The organism is Mycolicibacterium arabiense (assembly GCF_010731815.2).
Taxonomy (GTDB): Bacteria; Actinomycetota; Actinomycetes; order Mycobacteriales; family Mycobacteriaceae; genus Mycobacterium; species Mycobacterium arabiense.
Window position 1 is genome coordinate 4,580,549 of sequence record NZ_AP022593.1, and the last position, 15,909, is coordinate 4,596,457.

Annotated in this window: 16 protein-coding genes; 12 read left to right on the plus strand and 4 right to left on the minus strand. The window is 67.8% G+C overall.

The features are described from left to right. The first annotated feature begins 142 nt into the window (after positions 1–142). The 4 genes from G6N61_RS23650 to G6N61_RS23665 all read left to right on the plus strand — a co-directional run bounded on the left by G6N61_RS23650 (position 143) and on the right by G6N61_RS23665 (position 4,513). Entirely contained in the window at positions 143–1,090 is a 948-nt protein-coding gene (locus tag G6N61_RS23650; protein WP_163925063.1) for a permease, read from the plus strand. Next, on the plus strand, positions 1,087–1,818 hold the full coding sequence (locus G6N61_RS23655) for a TIGR03943 family putative permease subunit (protein ID WP_163921913.1): 732 nt from the start codon (positions 1,087–1,089) through the stop codon (positions 1,816–1,818). The genes G6N61_RS23650 and G6N61_RS23655 overlap by 4 nt, the downstream gene beginning before the upstream one ends. Before the next feature lie 177 nt (positions 1,819–1,995). Next, a complete protein-coding gene (locus tag G6N61_RS23660; RefSeq protein ID WP_163921916.1) occupies positions 1,996–4,089 on the plus strand; it encodes a RecQ family ATP-dependent DNA helicase in 2,094 nt (697 codons plus the stop codon). Position 4,090: 1 nt separating this feature from the next. Then, on the plus strand, positions 4,091–4,513 hold the full coding sequence (locus G6N61_RS23665) for a DoxX family protein (RefSeq protein WP_198339313.1): 423 nt from the start codon (positions 4,091–4,093) through the stop codon (positions 4,511–4,513). On the opposite strand, the gene G6N61_RS23670 is transcribed toward G6N61_RS23665, so the two are convergent. Beyond that, entirely contained in the window at positions 4,446–5,384 is a 939-nt protein-coding gene (locus G6N61_RS23670; RefSeq protein ID WP_235887283.1) for an IclR family transcriptional regulator, read from the minus strand. The two genes, G6N61_RS23665 and G6N61_RS23670, sit on opposite strands and share 68 nt — an antisense overlap. 115 nt (positions 5,385–5,499) lie before the next feature. On the opposite strand from G6N61_RS23670, the gene G6N61_RS23675 reads away from it, so the two are divergent. Genes G6N61_RS23675 through G6N61_RS23685 form a run of 3 tightly spaced genes read left to right on the plus strand, consistent with a single transcriptional unit; the run spans position 5,500 to position 8,551 of the window. Continuing rightward, entirely contained in the window at positions 5,500–6,627 is a 1,128-nt protein-coding gene (locus G6N61_RS23675) for a hypothetical protein (RefSeq protein ID WP_163925064.1), read from the plus strand. 2 nt (positions 6,628–6,629) lie between these two features. After that, positions 6,630–7,412, plus strand: coding sequence for an SDR family oxidoreductase (locus G6N61_RS23680; protein ID WP_163921924.1), 783 nt, complete (start codon positions 6,630–6,632; stop codon positions 7,410–7,412). After that, positions 7,409–8,551 carry a sulfotransferase family protein gene (locus G6N61_RS23685; protein ID WP_163921927.1) on the plus strand — a complete coding sequence of 381 codons (1,143 nt, stop codon included), beginning with the start codon at positions 7,409–7,411 and terminating at the stop codon, positions 8,549–8,551. Before G6N61_RS23680 ends, G6N61_RS23685 begins: the two co-directional genes overlap by 4 nt. 6 nt (positions 8,552–8,557) lie before the next feature. Here G6N61_RS23685 and G6N61_RS23690 read toward each other — a convergent pair whose 3' ends face one another. Together G6N61_RS23690 and G6N61_RS23695 are read right to left on the minus strand one after the other, a co-directional pair. Beyond that, positions 8,558–9,031 (minus strand): hypothetical protein, encoded by a 474-nt coding sequence (locus G6N61_RS23690; RefSeq protein ID WP_163921930.1) that lies wholly within the window; start codon positions 9,029–9,031, stop codon positions 8,558–8,560. Next, positions 9,031–10,206, minus strand: coding sequence for a 3-ketosteroid-9-alpha-monooxygenase, oxygenase component (locus G6N61_RS23695; protein ID WP_163921935.1), 1,176 nt, complete (start codon positions 10,204–10,206; stop codon positions 9,031–9,033). Before G6N61_RS23695 ends, G6N61_RS23690 begins: the two co-directional genes overlap by 1 nt. Positions 10,207–10,339: 133 nt before the next feature. On the opposite strand from G6N61_RS23695, the gene G6N61_RS23700 reads away from it, so the two are divergent. The 5 genes from G6N61_RS23700 to G6N61_RS23720 all read left to right on the plus strand — a co-directional run bounded on the left by G6N61_RS23700 (position 10,340) and on the right by G6N61_RS23720 (position 15,555). Then, positions 10,340–10,873, plus strand: coding sequence for a gamma carbonic anhydrase family protein (locus G6N61_RS23700; RefSeq protein WP_163921938.1), 534 nt, complete (start codon positions 10,340–10,342; stop codon positions 10,871–10,873). Between the two features lie 176 nt (positions 10,874–11,049). After that, positions 11,050–12,582, plus strand: a complete 1,533-nt coding sequence (locus G6N61_RS23705; RefSeq protein WP_198339314.1) for a sodium:solute symporter family transporter — start codon at positions 11,050–11,052, stop codon at positions 12,580–12,582. Further along, complete coding sequence (locus G6N61_RS23710; RefSeq protein WP_163921941.1) at positions 12,579–12,908, plus strand: hypothetical protein; 330 nt, start codon at positions 12,579–12,581, stop codon at positions 12,906–12,908. Before G6N61_RS23705 ends, G6N61_RS23710 begins: the two co-directional genes overlap by 4 nt. Beyond that, entirely contained in the window at positions 12,905–14,233 is a 1,329-nt protein-coding gene (locus G6N61_RS23715; protein ID WP_163921944.1) for an LLM class flavin-dependent oxidoreductase, read from the plus strand. Before G6N61_RS23710 ends, G6N61_RS23715 begins: the two co-directional genes overlap by 4 nt. A 38-nt stretch (positions 14,234–14,271) precedes the next feature. Continuing rightward, a complete protein-coding gene (locus G6N61_RS23720) occupies positions 14,272–15,555 on the plus strand; it encodes an LLM class flavin-dependent oxidoreductase (protein WP_163921947.1) in 1,284 nt (427 codons plus the stop codon). On the opposite strand, the gene G6N61_RS23725 is transcribed toward G6N61_RS23720, so the two are convergent. After that, complete coding sequence (locus G6N61_RS23725) at positions 15,552–15,905, minus strand: nuclear transport factor 2 family protein (RefSeq protein ID WP_163925066.1); 354 nt, start codon at positions 15,903–15,905, stop codon at positions 15,552–15,554. The two genes, G6N61_RS23720 and G6N61_RS23725, sit on opposite strands and share 4 nt — an antisense overlap. Positions 15,906–15,909 lie beyond the last annotated feature (4 nt).

Genomic DNA, 15,909 nt, shown 5'->3' on the forward strand with positions numbered 1-15,909 from the left:
CCGCGCCACCACCAGCAATACGAGGATCGTCGGCGCGTCGAGGTGACGTCGCCGAATCCCCAGCCAGCACAGGCATGATGGCCCCGTGAACGCAGCCCCGTCGTCGCCGACCACCGGGCGACGCCGTGCCGGTTCGCTCGAGATGCTGTTGCTGGCGCTGCTCGGATTGGCGGTCTCCGCACCGTGGTTGAGCGGCGTCGTCGCCGGCCACTCGGCGCTGAGCACGGCCGCCACGGTGTTCAGCGGGGTCTTCGTGCAGGCGTTGCCCTTCCTGGTCCTCGGCGTCGTCGTCAGCGGTCTCATCGCCACCTTCGTCAGCGCCGAGCGGCTGGCGTCCTGGCTGCCACGTCGGCCCGCCGCCGCGGTCGCGGTCGCAGGCATCGGCGGCGCTGCGCTGCCCGGCTGTGAATGCGGCTCGGTCCCGGTTGCGCGCAGGCTGTATGGACCCGGCCGCACCGGAGCGGCCGCGCTGACGTTCATGCTGTCCGCCCCCGCGATCAACCCCGTGGTCCTGGTCGCGACGGCTGTCGCGTTCCCGGGCAACCCCGAGATGGTGTTGGCGCGCTGCGTCGCGTCGCTGCTGACCGCCGTCGCGATGGGCATGCTGTGGCTGCGCTTCGGCCGCCACGAATGGGTGACGCGCTCGCTGCCCCGCACCGACCGGACGCCGGGGGGTGCACGGTGGACCACGTTCTCGGAGGCGGCCCGCCACGACTTCCTGCAGGCGGCGTCGTACCTCGTGGTCGGCGCCGCGGCCGCAGCGACGCTGAGGGTCGTCGTGCCCGCCTGGATGTTCGAACACCTCGCGGGCAACCTGATCCTCGCCGTGCTGACCATGGCCGTGCTCGCCGTCGTGCTGGCGCTGTGCTCGGAGGCCGACGCGTTCGTGGCAGCGAGCCTGACCATGCTGCCGCTGCTGCCGCGGCTCGTGTTCCTGGTCGTCGGGCCGGCCGTGGACGTCAAACTCGCGGCAATGCAGGCGGGCATGTTCGGACGCCGATTCGCCGTGCGGTTCGGCCCGGCCACGTTCGTCGTGGCGACGGTGATCGCGACGCTGGTCGGCCTTGCCTTCCTTGGAGGCGGTCGATGAGCCGGTCTACCCAGAACCTGATCCTGCTGCTGGTCGGCGCCGGCATGGCGGTGATGCTGCTGCGGGGCACCTACGTGCACTACGTGAAGCCCGCTCTGCTGCCGTGGCTCGTGATCGCCACGGTGGTGCTGATCGGGCTCGGTCTGGCCGCAGTGATCCGCGACGTGCGCAACGCAGGCCGACCCGACGAGCACCCAGACGACGACCACGGCCATCGGCACCGTGGCGGTCTGGTGTGGCTGCTGCTCGTGCCGATCGCGATGGTCGCGTTCATCGTGCCGCCGCCGCTGGATGCCCGCGGAGCCACTGCCGCGCCGCCCGTCACGTCCGCGCCCAAGCCGCGCGACTTCCCACCGCTGCCTGCCGGACCCGCGCCGACCGTAGCGGTGCCCGAGATCGTGATGCGGGCTGCCGCAGACCCGGCGCGCAGCCTCGATGGACGGACGATCACCGCCACCGGCTTCACGCTGCGCTACCCCGACGGCGTCTACCTCGGCCGCGTCGTCATCGTCTGCTGCGCGGCCGACGCCCAACTGGCGCGGATTCGGTTGTCGGGCCCTGCCGCCGCGACAGCGGCCGCCTTCGGCGAGGAGACGTGGATCGCGGTGGAGGGCAGGGTCGAGCCGGGCTCCGCGCAGGCGGCCAACGACTACGTGCCGACCATGAGCGCCACGACGGTGACGCGCGTCGACAAACCCGCCAACACCTACGCGTATCGATCCCCGTGAACGTCGAGTTTCCGTCGATGTACGCGCCTCCCGACGACGAGAAGTCGACGCTCGCGGTGGGCTGCGACGAGTCCGTCGGACCGACCCGGCACGATGGACCCATGACAATCCCCCGTCGCTGCGCTCGCCCATGACAACCCCCCGTCGCTTCGCTCGCCGACGTCGCTGCGCTCGCTCGTGACGGCGACGCGCGAACAGGCGCAGACCCTGCTCGAGCAGTTGGCGGGGCCGCAGGCGACACTGCGCGACGACCAGTGGACGGCCATCGAGGCCCTTGTGGTGCACCGCCGCCGCGCGCTGGTGGTGCAGCGCACCGGATGGGGCAAGTCGGCCGTGTACTTCATCGCGGCCAAACTGCTGCGCGCCGAGGGGCGTGGCCCGACGGTCATCGTGTCCCCGCTGCTCGCGCTGATGCGCAACCAGGTGCAGGCCGCCGCACGGGCCGGGGTGCGCGCGGCCACGATCAACTCGAGCAACGTCGCCGACTGGCAGGACGTCCACCGTGCGGTCGGGACCGGCGACCTCGACGTGCTGCTCGTCAGCCCGGAACGGTTGAACAACCCCGACTTCCGCGATGACGTGTTGCCCGCGCTGGCCCGCGACGCCGGCCTGGTCGTGATCGACGAGGCGCACTGCGTGTCCGACTGGGGACACGACTTCCGTCCCGACTACCGCCGCATCCGCACGCTGATCGGCGAGTTGGGCAGCGGCATACCGGTTCTCGCAACGACCGCCACCGCGAACGACCGGGTGGTGGACGACGTGCGCAGCCAGCTGGGCGTCGGCGGGGGAGAGGCAGGCGGAGACGCGCTGGTGCTCCGCGGCGGCCTCGACCGCGAGTCGCTGCGACTGTCGGTCGTCAAGGCGGGCAATCCCGCCCAACGCGCGGCGTGGCTGGCCGCGCATCTGGACACGCTGCCGGGGTCGGGGATCATCTACACGCTGACGGTGGCGCAGGCCAACGACGTCGCGGCGATGCTGCGGGAACGGGGCCACGAGATCGCGGCCTACACCGGGGCCACCGAGGCTGCCGAGCGGGAACAGCTCGAGGGCGACCTGCTGGCGAACCGGGTGAAGGCACTGGTGGCCACGTCCGCGCTCGGCATGGGTTTCGACAAGCCGGACCTCGGCTTCGTCGTGCACCTGGGTGCGCCCGCGTCACCCATCGCGTACTACCAGCAGGTGGGACGTGCGGGGCGTTCGACGGAGAGCGCCGAGGTGGTGCTGCTGCCCGGTGCCGAGGACCGCGAGGTGTGGCGCTACTTCGCGTCCGTGGCCTTCCCGTCGGAGCCCATGGTGCGCAACGTCATTCGCGCGCTCGAAACGGACCGACCACAGTCCACGCCCGCGCTCGAACCGCTCGTCGACCTGAACCGGACGCGTCTGGAGATGGTGCTGAAGGTGCTCGACGTCGACGGGGCGGTGCGCCGGGTCAAGGGCGGCTGGGTGGGTACCGGCGAGCCGTGGGAGTACGACGAGGAGCGCTACCGCAGGCTGGACGAGGCGCGCGGGCGCGAGCAGCAGGCGATGCTCGACTACCTGGCCACCGACGAGTGCCGGATGACGTTCCTCCGCAGGCAGCTCAACGACCCGGAACTCGCCGACAGTGAGAAGTGCGGCCGGTGCGACAACTGCACGGGCGCGCACTACGACGCGACCGTGGACGAGTCGGCGGCCGAGGAGACCCGGCAGCGGCTGATGCGTCCGGGGGTCGAGATCACGCCGCGCAGGCAGTGGCCCTCGGGCCTGGCCAAGCTGGGTGTCAGCCTGAGCGGCAAGATCTCCGAGGGCCCCGGTGCGGGGCGGGCCATCGGCCGGCTCACCGACCTGGGCTGGGGGGCACGGTTGCGTGCGGTGCTCGACGGCCCCGATGCGGAGGCACCCGACGACCTGGTGCGCGCGGCGGTCGACGTGCTCGCCGCTTGGAAGTGGGACACCCGTCCGACGGCGGTGATGGGTCTGGACTCGGAACGCCATCCCCTGCTGATCGAATCGCTGGTGGCTCGGCTGGCGGACCTGGGACGGCTGACCAACCTGGGCTCATTGGCCTACGCCGTCGAGCGCAGGCCCGTGACGGCTGCCAACTCGGCGTATCGCGTTGCAGCGCTCGATGGTTCGTGGGAGATGCCGGACCTGTCGGATCTCGGTGGGCCGCTGCTGCTGGTCGACGACCTCGTCGACAGCGGGTGGACGATGACGATGGCGGCCCGGGTGCTGCGTCAAGCCGGTGCGCCGGAGGTCCTGCCGTTCGCGATCGCCGCGGTCAGCTGACGTGCGGAGACTGGCTCGGCTGCTGCTCGGCGCGGCGCTGGTCTTCGCCGGCGTCAGCCACCTGACCTTCGCCCGCGCGTCGTTCTACGCGCAGGTCCCGCCGTACCTGCCGCTCAACGTCGACTTCGTCGTCATCGCGTCGGGGATCGTCGAGATCGCGCTCGGTCTCGGCCTGCTCGTCGTCGCGCGGTGGCGGGTGCCGCTGGGTTGGCTGACCGCGGCCCTGTTCGTCGCGGTGTTCCCCGGCAACGTGTCGCAGTACCTCACCCACTCCGACGCATTCGGACTGGACTCGGACCGCTCGCGGGCGATCCGGCTGGCGTTCCAGCCGCTGCTGGTCGTGTGGGCGCTGTGGTCTACCGGGGCGTGGGCCGCGTGGCGCGCGCGTCGTGCGGCGGATGCAGGCCGCCCAGCTGCGTCGTGAGCGTGTGCGCCGTGGCCATCACACCCTTGGCGTGCCTGGCGATCTCGGCATCGGTGAGCGCCCTGCCGATCTGAAGCGACACCACCATCGTCTGCCGTCCGTAGTGGTCGTACACCGGCGCCGAGATCACGCTGATGTCGTGCTTTTGGCGTTGGGTGCCGGCCTCGCTGCGCAGGTACACCCGTTCGCCGACGTCGGAGATCAGTTCGCCGAGCAGCGCCCGCAACTCCTGCGGCATCGTCGAGGACATCCCCGCCATCAGCGCGTAGAGGCGCCGCCCGCCCGGAGTGAGTCGCTCCACCAGGTAGCCCGAGGCGCGACACTCGGCCACGACGCGGTCCAGGCGGTCGGAACCGGTGCGCAGTGGAATGGTCGGTTCCCTGGCCAGCCAGTCGCGCAGCGCGTCGTCGTCCCACAGCACGAACATCAGCCCCACCGGCGGTGCGAACGGGTAGCTCTGGCCCACCCGCACCGACGTGCCCCGGCCCTCCGACCCACTCGTGCCGGGCGGGTCGACGAGTTCGAGCAGCGTGATCCGGTCGTCGACGATCGCCGCGAGTGCTGCGGTGGTGTCGTACGCCGAGGAGAGTGCGCGGAGTTCCTCCCGTGCCGACGGTCCGGCGCGCATGGATTCCTGCGCGACGTGACCGAGGGAGATCAGCGACGGTCCGAGGCGGTAAGTCTTGTCCTCGGCATCGCGCAGGAGGTAGCCGGATTCGGCCAAGGTGGTGACGATGCCGAGGCACGTGGGCTTGCTCTGGCCCGTTCGCCTCGCGAGTTCGGAGATGCCGAACCGGTCGTGCGGATGGCGCGCCAAGAAGTCGAGGACCTCGACGACGCGTTGCGTCGGTGGTGACGTCCGGCCCGTCACGGTGCCCCCTCCGACGTTGACTCGAATTGGAACACGTTCTAGTGTTCGGGTCAGAACTCTACCAGCGCGTTCCAATATTGGAATGGCTGGCCTCATCCCGGAGGGCCCGTCACGCATGTACGCACAGCCGTTGGCAGACGCCATCGCCGAGGCCGAGAGCCTTGTCGCCGCTGCACCATTCATCGAATCCGAGGCCGACCTCCTGGAGGGGCTGCAGTACCTGGCCGGCTGCATCGCAGCGTGTACGTCGGTCGCCTTCGACTACGACCGCGATCATCCGTTCCTGCACAGCGGGACCGGGCCGTTCACCAAGATGGGCCTCGACAACCCCGACACCATGTACTTCGGGACGCGCGTGCAGCCCGAGCACGAGTACGTCGTCACGGGCAGGCGCGGCACCACCACCGACGTCAGCTTTCAGCTGCTCGGTGGTGAGTACACCGACGACAACGTGCCAGACAGCGCGACCGCGTTCGACGACCGCAAGCTCGACATCGCCTCCGACGGCACCTTCGAATGGCGGTTCACACCGAAGGTGCCTTCGCAGTTGGTGATTCGCGAGGTCTACAACGATTGGTCGGCGCAACGCGGAACGTTCGCGATCGCGCGCACCGACACGGCGGGCACCGCGCCCCCGCCGCTGACGCGTGAACTCATCGAGAAGCGCTACGCCGTCGCGGGCAAGCAACTGGTGCAACGGGTCAAGACCTGGCTGCAGTTCCCGAAGTGGTTCTACGACGACCTGCCGGTCAACACCTTGACCGCACCGCGCCTGACCCCCGGCGGGCTGGCCACGCAGTACTCGTCGGTCGGCCACTACGACTTGGCGCCGGACCAGGCGATCGTCATCACGCTGCCCGTCAGCGACGCGCCGTATCTCGGCTTCCAGCTGGGCAGCCTCTGGTACATCTCGCTGGACTACATCAACCACCAGACGTCGCTCAACGGCACTCAGGCGCAGGCAGATCCGGATGGCAAGATCCGCATCGTCGTGTCCGACGCCAACCCCGGCGTCGCCAACTGGTGCGAGACGCTCGGCCACGCCAAGGGCTATCTGCAGTTCCGCTGGCAGCGCGTGTCGCGGGAGCTGACCGAGGCCGATGGGCCGACGCTCGAGGTGGTCGATGTCGAGAAGGTGTCGTCGGTGCTGCCCTACTACGAGTCCAACGCGATCTCCTCCGACGACTGGCGGGCGCGCATCGCGCTGCGGCAGAGGCTGATCGGCGAGAGGATGGTGGGCTAGTCATGGCAGGTCTGTTGCAGGACAAGGTCGTCGTCATCAGTGGTGTGGGCCCAGCGCTGGGCACCACCCTGGCTCGGCGATGTGCCGAGGAGGGCGCCGATCTCGTACTGGCTGCCCGCACGGTCGAGCGACTCGAGGACGTCGCCGGTCAGGTCACGGCATCGGGTAGGCGTGCCCTGGCAGTCGGCACCGACATCACCGACGAGGCGCAGGTCGCCAACCTGGTGTCCACCTCGATCGCGGAGTTCGGCAAGGTCGACGTCCTCATCAACAACGCGTTCCGCGTGCCGTCGATGAAGCCCTTCGCCAAGACCAGCTTCGACCACATCCGCGACACGATCGAACTGACCGTGCTTGGCGCGCTGCGGCTGATCCAGGGTTTCACCCCGGCACTCACCGAAGCGAACGGGTCGGTCGTCAACGTCAACTCGATGGTGGTCCGGCACTCCGACCCCAAGCAGGGCGCGTACAAGATGGCCAAGTCGGCGCTGCTGGCCATGTCGCAGTCGCTGGCGAGCGAACTCGGCGAGGCCGGGATACGGGTCAACTCCGTTCTGCCGGGCTACATCTGGGGCGGGACCCTGCAGAGCTACTTCGAGCACCAGGCCGGCAAGTACGGCACCACGGTGGACGAGATCTACAAGGCGGCTGCGGTCAACAGCGATCTGAAGCGGCTGCCCACCGAGGACGAGGTGGCCTCGGCCATCCTGTTCCTGGCCAGCGACCTGTCCAGCGGCATCACCGGCCAGACAATCGACGTCAACTGCGGGGAGTACAAGGCGTGACGCGCACCAACGTCGGCACGGTCGACGATCTACACGCATCGGCGACCAAGGCCTGCGGTCTCGACGACTTCGGTTCCGACGACGACGATTACCGCGAGGCGCTCGCGGTCCTGCTCGAGTCCTATCAGCGCGACGCCGACCTCACCGAACTCGGCAGCAAGATGCAGCGGTTCTTCGTGCGCAATGCGCTGGTGGCCCGGTTGGTGTCCGAGGCGGCGTTCAAGCAGCACCCGCAGCACGTCGACGTGCCGATCGAACGGCCCATCTTCGTCACCGGTCTGCCGCGCACCGGCACCACCGCGATCCACCGGCTGCTGACCGCGGACCCGCGGCACCAGGGCCTCGAGTTGTGGCTTGCCGAGTTCCCGCAGCCCCGCCCGCCACGCGAGACGTGGTCGCAGAACCCGGTGTTCCAGCAGCTCGACGCACAGTTCAGCAAGGCGCACGAGGAGAACCCGGACTACACCGGGCTGCACTACATGACCGCCGACGAGGTCGAGGAGTGCTGGCAGCTGCTGCGTCAGTCGCTGCACTCGGTGTCGTATGAGACCTTGGCACACATTCCCACGTATGCGCAGTGGCTGGCGGGCCGGGACTGGACGAAGTCCTATGCGCGGCACCGCAAGAACCTTCAGCTGATCGGGTCGAACGATCCGGAGAAGCGATGGGTGCTCAAAAACCCCAGCCATCTGTTCGCGCTCGACGCCCTGTTCGCGACCTACCCCGACGCCCTGGTCGTGCAGTGCCATCGACCGGCCGAGACCATCATGGCCTCGATGTGCTCGCTCGCCCAGCACACCACCGAGGGGTGGTCGAACAGCTTCACCGGTGAGGTCATCGGACGCGACGCGATGGAGACCTGGTCACGGGGACTGCGGCTGTTCGACGCCGAACGCGCCAAGCACGATCCGGCCCGATTCTACGATCTCGACTACTTCGAGTTCGTCAAGGATCCGATCGCCGCGGTCGAAGGCGTGTACCGGCAGTTCGGCATCGACTTCACCGACGACGCGCGGGCGGCCATGGAGCACAGCCACGCCGAGAGCAAGAAGGGGCCGCGCGCACCCAAGCACACCTACTCGCTGGCGGACTACGGTCTGACCGCCGAGGAGGTCAAGGAGCGCTTCCAGGGCCTGTGAGCGGACCTAGCCGTCGCCGGGTGGGGGAGCGCTGGAGACTTCCTCGAGGCAGCCCTCGGCGACGGCGTGCCGGATGCTGTCGGACAGCTTCGGGCATGCCCGGCTTCGACTGCTGTCGCCGCCGGAGGCGCGGATCTCGGCGAACACCGCGCATCGCTGCGTTGCGGTCGAATTCCATTGCACGGCAGTGTGTTCTGGACCAAGCTTCTTCACCGCGACGGTGGCGTGACAGAACCGGCAGTCGACGGGCACCAGGCCGGCGGTGAGGTAGCGCTCCCTGTCCCGGCGGCTCGATTCGCGCACCGCCGCCGCACGCTCGGGATCCGCGGCGAAGTCCGGTGCCTTCGACCAAGCACTGCCACCGGTTCCATCGGCGGACCCTGCGTGGTGATCGTCGTCGTCGTGACCGGTGAGCTGCAGCATCGAGCGAGCCAGACGGTCGACGTCCGGCGCTTGGGTCCGCTCGTCGTGCGCAGTCATCAGGACACCTCGGTGGGCTGCTCCTGCGATTGCTGCGCGGACTCCTTCGCCGCTTCCTGCGCCTTCAGGTTCTCTTCGACCTCGACGTGCCACTTCTCGTTGGCGGCCGTGGTGTCGACCTCGATCTCGAAGCGGTCGGTCATGTCCGGCGTCACGTCGGCGACGTCGACGTAGAACTGCTGGTACCAACGTCGCATCTGGTACACCGCGCCGTCTTCCTCGACGAGCAGCGGGTTGTCGATCCGCGTCTTGTGCTTCCAGATCTCGACGTCCTGCATGAACCCCTTGCTGACGCCCTCGGTGAACACCCGGGCCAGCTTGTCGGAGGTCTTCTCGTCGACGCCCTTGGGCTTCTCGACGATGACGCCCCACTGCAGCACGAACGAGTCCTGGGTCACCGGGTAGTGGCAGTTGATCAGGATCGACTCGGCCTTGTAGCCGCCATAGTTGTTGTGCAGCCAATTGATCATGAACGACGGCCCGAAGTAGGACGCCTCGGAGTCGAGGTGCGCCTCGCCGTAGGTGGTGCCCATGTCGTTGATGTCGGGCCGACCGACGTTGTGCAGGTACTGGCTGGCGATGTGGCCTTCGAAGACGTTCTTGAAGTACGTCGGCAGGCCGTAGTGGATGTAGAAGAAGTGCGCCATGTCGGTGACGTTGTCGATGATCTCGCGGCAGTTGCTGCCCTCGATGAGCAACGTGTGCCAGCGCCACTCGGTCCAGCCGTCGTCGGCGAACTCCGGGATCTCGGGGATGCGGACCTCGGGTTGCGGCGGGTTGCCCTCGGCGTCGTGCCACACGAACAGCAGGCCGCCGCGGACGTCGGTTTCCCAGGCGCGGGTGCGAGCCAGTCGGGGGGTGCGCTTGGCGTAGGGCACCAGCTTGCACTTGCCGTCGCCGCCCCAGCGCCAGTCGTGGAAGGGGCAGGCGACCGTATCGCCCTTGATGGTGCCCTGGGACAGGTTGCCGCCCATGTGGCGGCAGTAGCCGTCGAGCACCTTGACGTCGCCGTTCGAGTCGGCGAAGACCACCAGCATGGTGCCGAAGATCTCGATGCCGTGGGGCTCGCCGTCGAGGTAATTGGCCACGGGGCCGAGGCAGTGCCAGCCACGCGCATACCGGTCTGGCAGCGAGCCAGTGTCGATCTCGCGGACGCTTGCGGTTTCGGTCGTCACGGTGGGCCTCCCGTATCTGGACTTCTAACTAGAACACGTTACAGTTTTTGCCGCCTTAAGCGCAACGCAACCCAGTTCACTGGCTGTTCGCGCAAGCCCTCGTTGGGTCCACTACCTGCGGTATAACCAGTCCATGCCGCTCTACTCATTCGAGGGACGCTCACCCGTGGTCGACCCGAGCGCCTTCGTGGCGCCGACGGCGACCCTGATCGGCGACGTGCACGTCGAGGCGGGCGCATCGGTGTGGTTCAACGCGGTACTGCGCGCCGACTTCGCTCCGATCATCATCAGGGAGGGAGCGAACGTGCAGGACGGCAGCGTGCTGCACGCTCCGCCGGGGATTCCCACCGACGTCGGCCCGCTCGCGTCGATCGCGCACTGCTGCGTGATCCACGGCGCGCACATCGGCCCCGAGGCCGTGATCGCCAACCACGCGACGGTCCTCGACGGAGCCGTGATCGGCCGCCGCAGCATGGTCGCCGCCCATTCGCTGGTCATCGGCGGCACGAAGATCCCCGACGAGGTGTTCGTCACGGGGGCTCCGGCGAAGGTGCGCGGCCCCATCGCGGGCACCGGTGCGGAGCGGTGGGTCAACATGACGCCGGCGACCTACCGCGGTCTCGCCGAGCGCTACCGGAACGGCCTGGGGGAGATCCAGGAGGCGTAGCGGCGTGGGTGGAGCACAGGCCCCACCTGGGAGGCCACTGCTTCGTTCAGCGTGATTGCAAATCTGTTGCCATGATTGGTGCGCTGACACGCTGACGCAGCCCTGCGGGTGCCCGATGGTGCGCACTCGACGGCATCTGGGGGCCGCTCGCCGTTCGTCTGGTCCAGGAGGCCTTCGTGTTTCACCCGTCTGACTTGTCCCCGTCGATGGGCTTCGCGCTGATGCTGGGGCTCGGTGCCTTCATGTTCGTCGTGGCATTCACCGTCCGCTCGATGGTCAAGAACACCCACGACTTCGTCATCGCGGACCGTCGGATCGGCTTCGGCTTCGGCGTCGGCTCCGTCATCGCCGTCTGGACGTGGTCGATGGCCGTGATGATGTCGTCGGCGCAGGCATTCTCGTTCGGCACTTCGGGACTGATCTGGTTCGTCGTACCCAATGGCCTCGCGGTCATGGTGATGGTGCCGTTCGCGCTCCGGCTGCGTCGGCAGATGCCCGCCGGTTACACGATCGTCGAGTTCATCCGCGAACGCTTCGACAACAAGCCGGCGACCACGGTGATGCTGGTGGCGATGCTGCTCGGTCTGCTGGCCGAGATCTTCATCAACCTCTTTGGCGTGGTCCTCGTGATGGGCGTGGTGTTCGACATCAACCCGACCGTCGTGCTGATCGTCACGCTGGCCACCGTCACCGTCTACTCGTACTTCGGGGGCCTGTGGACCTCGGCGATCACCGCCACCTTCAACACCCTGCTGATCACCGTGCCCGCTGCGATCGTCGTTCTCTACGTCCTGCAGAAGGTCGGCGGGCCCGAACTCGTCTTCCAGCGCGTCGACGCCGCCGGACCCGAGACACTGAACGCTTTCGACGGTTCCGCCGCAGCGGGTTTCGGGATATCGCTCGCGCTGGGCCTGCTCGCCTCGACCATGGCGGACCAGACGTTCTGGCAGAAGGCGTGGGCGCTCAAGCCGACGACGATGGGTCGCACGTTCGTCTGGGCGGGGCTGTGGTTCTACCCGATTCCGATCGTCCTTGGCCTGTTGGGACTCGTCGGCTTGGCGTTCGACGTGAACCCGGCTGACCTGGGCGACGCGGGGTCGGGCGGCATCGGGCCGTACGTGGTGAGCCACCTCGGCCTGCCGATCGTGCTCGTCGCCCTGTACGTGCTGATCATCCTGAACGCCTGCTACTCGTCCATCGACGGTGCGTTCTCGGCGCTGTCGTCCATCGTCGCGGTCGACATCCTCAAGCGAGCCAACCCCGAGATCGCGTCGAAGTCGTTGTTCCGCTATACGAAGGCGTCGATCCTCGTCGCAGGCGTGATCGGCGGCATCGTCGTGAGTTCGGGGCTGGACTACGTCGATCTGGTCAACACCGTGTTCTTCCTCAAGGCCGCGCTCATCATCCCGCTCGGCCTGGCCATCTTCTGGCGCCGCATGACGTCGACCGCCTTCGTGACCAGTCTGCTACTCGCGATCGCCGTCGGCTACCCCGTCCGCGAGACCGTGGGTGAGTTGCAAGGAATCATTACCCTGGAGGCGATTTCGCTCGTGGCTGCCGTCGGCATCAGCCTGCTGTCCAAGCAATCATTCGACTTCGCATCCCTACGGGGTCGCGGAGAAGCGCTGTCGGAGGGCCGAAGAACCGACGAGGCTCACGACGCAGACCTGACGGTCGAGAAGACCACCGACCCGGACCCGGTCCGATGATCGCGTTCTGGCTCGCAGTGGTCGTCGGGATGGTCGTGGCCGTCGCATACGTCGCGCTCGGCGTCCAAGCCTTCTTCCGTGTCCGCCGAGACGTCCTGGCATTGGCTGCATCTGGCGAGACGCCCGAACTGGACGAGACTGCGCTCGATGACGCGGACGCGAACACCTTCACGTGGAAGGCGCTGGGCGCGGTCGTCGTGTCCACGACCGTCATCGTGCTGCTCGGGGTGAACAGCCTCTTCTGGTATCTCCCGCCCATTCTCGCGATTGGCTCGGCAGTTGCCGTCGTCGCCGCGTTCGTCATCGACCGTAGGAGTATCAAATGACCACCAGTGCGAAGAAGAAGGCGCACCTGCTGGGGTTCGTCCAGCACGGTGTGATGAACCATGCCTCGACGATGTGGGCGCACCCCCGCGACAAGGTGGGGTATCACTGGTCGCGGCCCGAGTACTGGCGTGATCTGGGCCGAACCATGGAACGCGGTCTGTTCGACGCCATGTTCATCGCCGACGAACTCGCGCCCTACACGACCTACAAGGGCAACTCGGACCCCGTGGTGAAGTTCGCGGGTCAGTGTCCGGTGCACGAACCGGCCAGCGTCGTGCCGATCGTGGGCGCCTTCACCAAGAACCTCGGCATCGGCATCACGCTGTCGACGTCGTTCGTGCCGCCCTACATGATGGCCAGGCAGCTCTCCACGCTGGACCACCTCACTGGCGGCCGCGTGGGCTGGAACATCGTGACGTCGTACTCCAAGAGCGAGTTCCAGGCCATGGGCAAGGAGAACCTCACGCCGCGCGACAAGCGCTACGAGGTGGTCGAGGAGTACATGCAGCTGCTCTACCAACTGTGGGACTCCTGGGATGACGACGCCATCGTCTACGACCGGGAGAACGGCATCTTCGCCGATCCGGCCAAGGTGCGTGAAGTCGACTTCCAAGGCGAGTTCTTCCAGTCCAAGGGACGGCACTTCGTGGCGCCCTCGCCCCAGAAGCGGCCGGTGCTGTGGCAGGCGGGCTCGTCCGACCAGGGCCGCGAATTCGCGTCCAAGCACGCCGAATCCGTGTTCGGCATCTTCCCCACGCCGAAGAGCATGCGGGCCTACGCCGACGACATCCGCACCCGAGCCGACGATCACGGCCGGGACCCTGAGTCGGTGAAGCTGATCTATGGCCTGCAGACGATCATCGATCGCGACAAGTCCCGCGCCAACGACCGCTACGCCGAGTTCGTCGAGAACGTTCAGATCGAAAGCGCACTGGGAATCCTCTCCGGACACACGGGATTCGACTTCTCCACCCTCGGCCTCGACGACAACGTGGTAGACGCCGACGTGCAGGGCATCCGCGGGCTCTTCGATGCCATCCTGGAGGCCAAGGACGGCGCCCCGGTGACGGTGCGCGAAGCCGCCCAGATCTACGGCGTGTCGATGGGTGCCCCGGTCGCGGTCGGAACGCCCTCGGACGTCGCCGACCAGATGGAGCTCTACCTCGACGAGGGAGGCTGCAACGGCTTCATGATGCTCGCCACCGACACCCCCGGCTGCTTCAACGACATGACCGAGTTGCTGGTGCCGGAGCTGCAGCGGCGTCGCCGCTTTCGCACCCGCTACCCCGGGACGACGCTGCGCGAGAGCCTGCAGGAGTACTGATCACCGGACGCACCCGCAAGGCGCACTTCCTTGCGTTCATGCAACACGGCGTCAGCAGTCACTCGGTCGGAATGTGGCGGCATCCACTCGACAAGGTGGGCTGGGACTATGCGGCGCCGCCGTACTGGGAACACCTCGCGCGGACGCTCGAGCGCGGCCTGTTCGACGCGGTGTTCCTCGCCGACGAACTGGCACCGTACAACTCGTTCGAAGGCAGCTCCGACGCGACCATGCGGTACGCGGTGCAAGCGCCCACCCACGAGCCGGGGGCCCTGACGCCGATCATCACCGGCGCCACCGAGCATCTCGGCGTGGGCATCACGCTGTCGACGGCCTTCGAGCACCCGTACTCGATGGCTCGGCGGCTGTCCACCTTCGACCACCTCTCGGGCGGGAGGGTCGCATGGAACATCGTCGGGTCGTACTCGCCTTCGGAGTTCGCCGCCTACGGACAGGAGATGCCCGATCGGTCCGTTCGCTACGAGCGCATCGCGGAGTACGTCGACCTCTGTAGTCAGCTGTGGGACTCCTGGCAGCCGGACGCCATCGCCGCCGACCGGGCATCGGGCATCTATGCCCACCCGGAGAAGATCCGCGAGGTCGTGTTCGAGGGCAAGCACTTCCGCTGCCGAGGCCGGCACTTCGTCGCTCCGTCCCCGCAGGGGAGGCCGGTGCTCTGGCAGGCGGGTGCCAGCGAGCAGGGGCGAGACTTCGCTGCGAGGACGGCCGAGGCAATCTTCGCGATCCAGCCGACCGTCGCCACGATGCGGGCGTACTCCGACGACATCCGCGACCGAGTCGCCGGGGCGGGGCGAGACCCCGAAACGGTCAAGCTCTACTACGGCGCGCAGGTGATCGTCGCGGATACCGATGCGCAGGCGCGAGAGGAGGCCGATTACCTCCGGGCGTTGCTGCGTCCCGAAGCGTCACTAGCGATGCTCAGCGGTCAACTAGGCGTTGACTTCTCGACGTTCGACCCGGACCTGCCCCTGACCGACGTTCCGGTGCCCGGCATCCAGGGCGTCAAGGACGCCCTGGTGGCCAGCGGCGCGGGGGACGCCGTCACGATCGCAGAGGCCGCCGACACCTACGCGTTCCGCTTCGCGATGCCGCAGGTGATTGGAACGTCGGCGACGGTGGCCGACCAGATCGAGACGTTCCTCGACGACGGCGGCGCCGACGGCTTCATGCTCCTCGCCACGTACACCCCCGGATGCTTCGAAGAGTTCGTCGACCAGGTGGTTCCCGAGCTGCAGCGCCGAGGCCGGTACAGGTCGCGCTATCCGGGCGAGACCTTGCGTCAGAACATCCTGGCGGACTAGACGGGTTGCGCGCTCGCGGCAGCCTTGTCCAGTTCCCAATACGCCCGCAACGCAACGATCTTCCCGTCGGCGTTCACGCGGTAGGTGAACACGCCCTCGGCCACCACGCGGTAACCGCTCGCGACGATCACGATGTGACCGACGTTCGCCTCCTCGTCGCCGCAGACGTAGGTCTTGTCGAAGTGGAACTCCAGCTGACTCGGGGCGATCGCCATGTCGAAGAAGCGCGCGATCGCCGCCTTGCCGCGGTGGCCGCGTCCCTCCGGGTCGAAGTGCGACGGCCCGATCGGATCCTCGACGATGGCGTCGTCGGCGAACAGCGCCAGCCACGCATCCTTGTCGCCGGCCATCGCC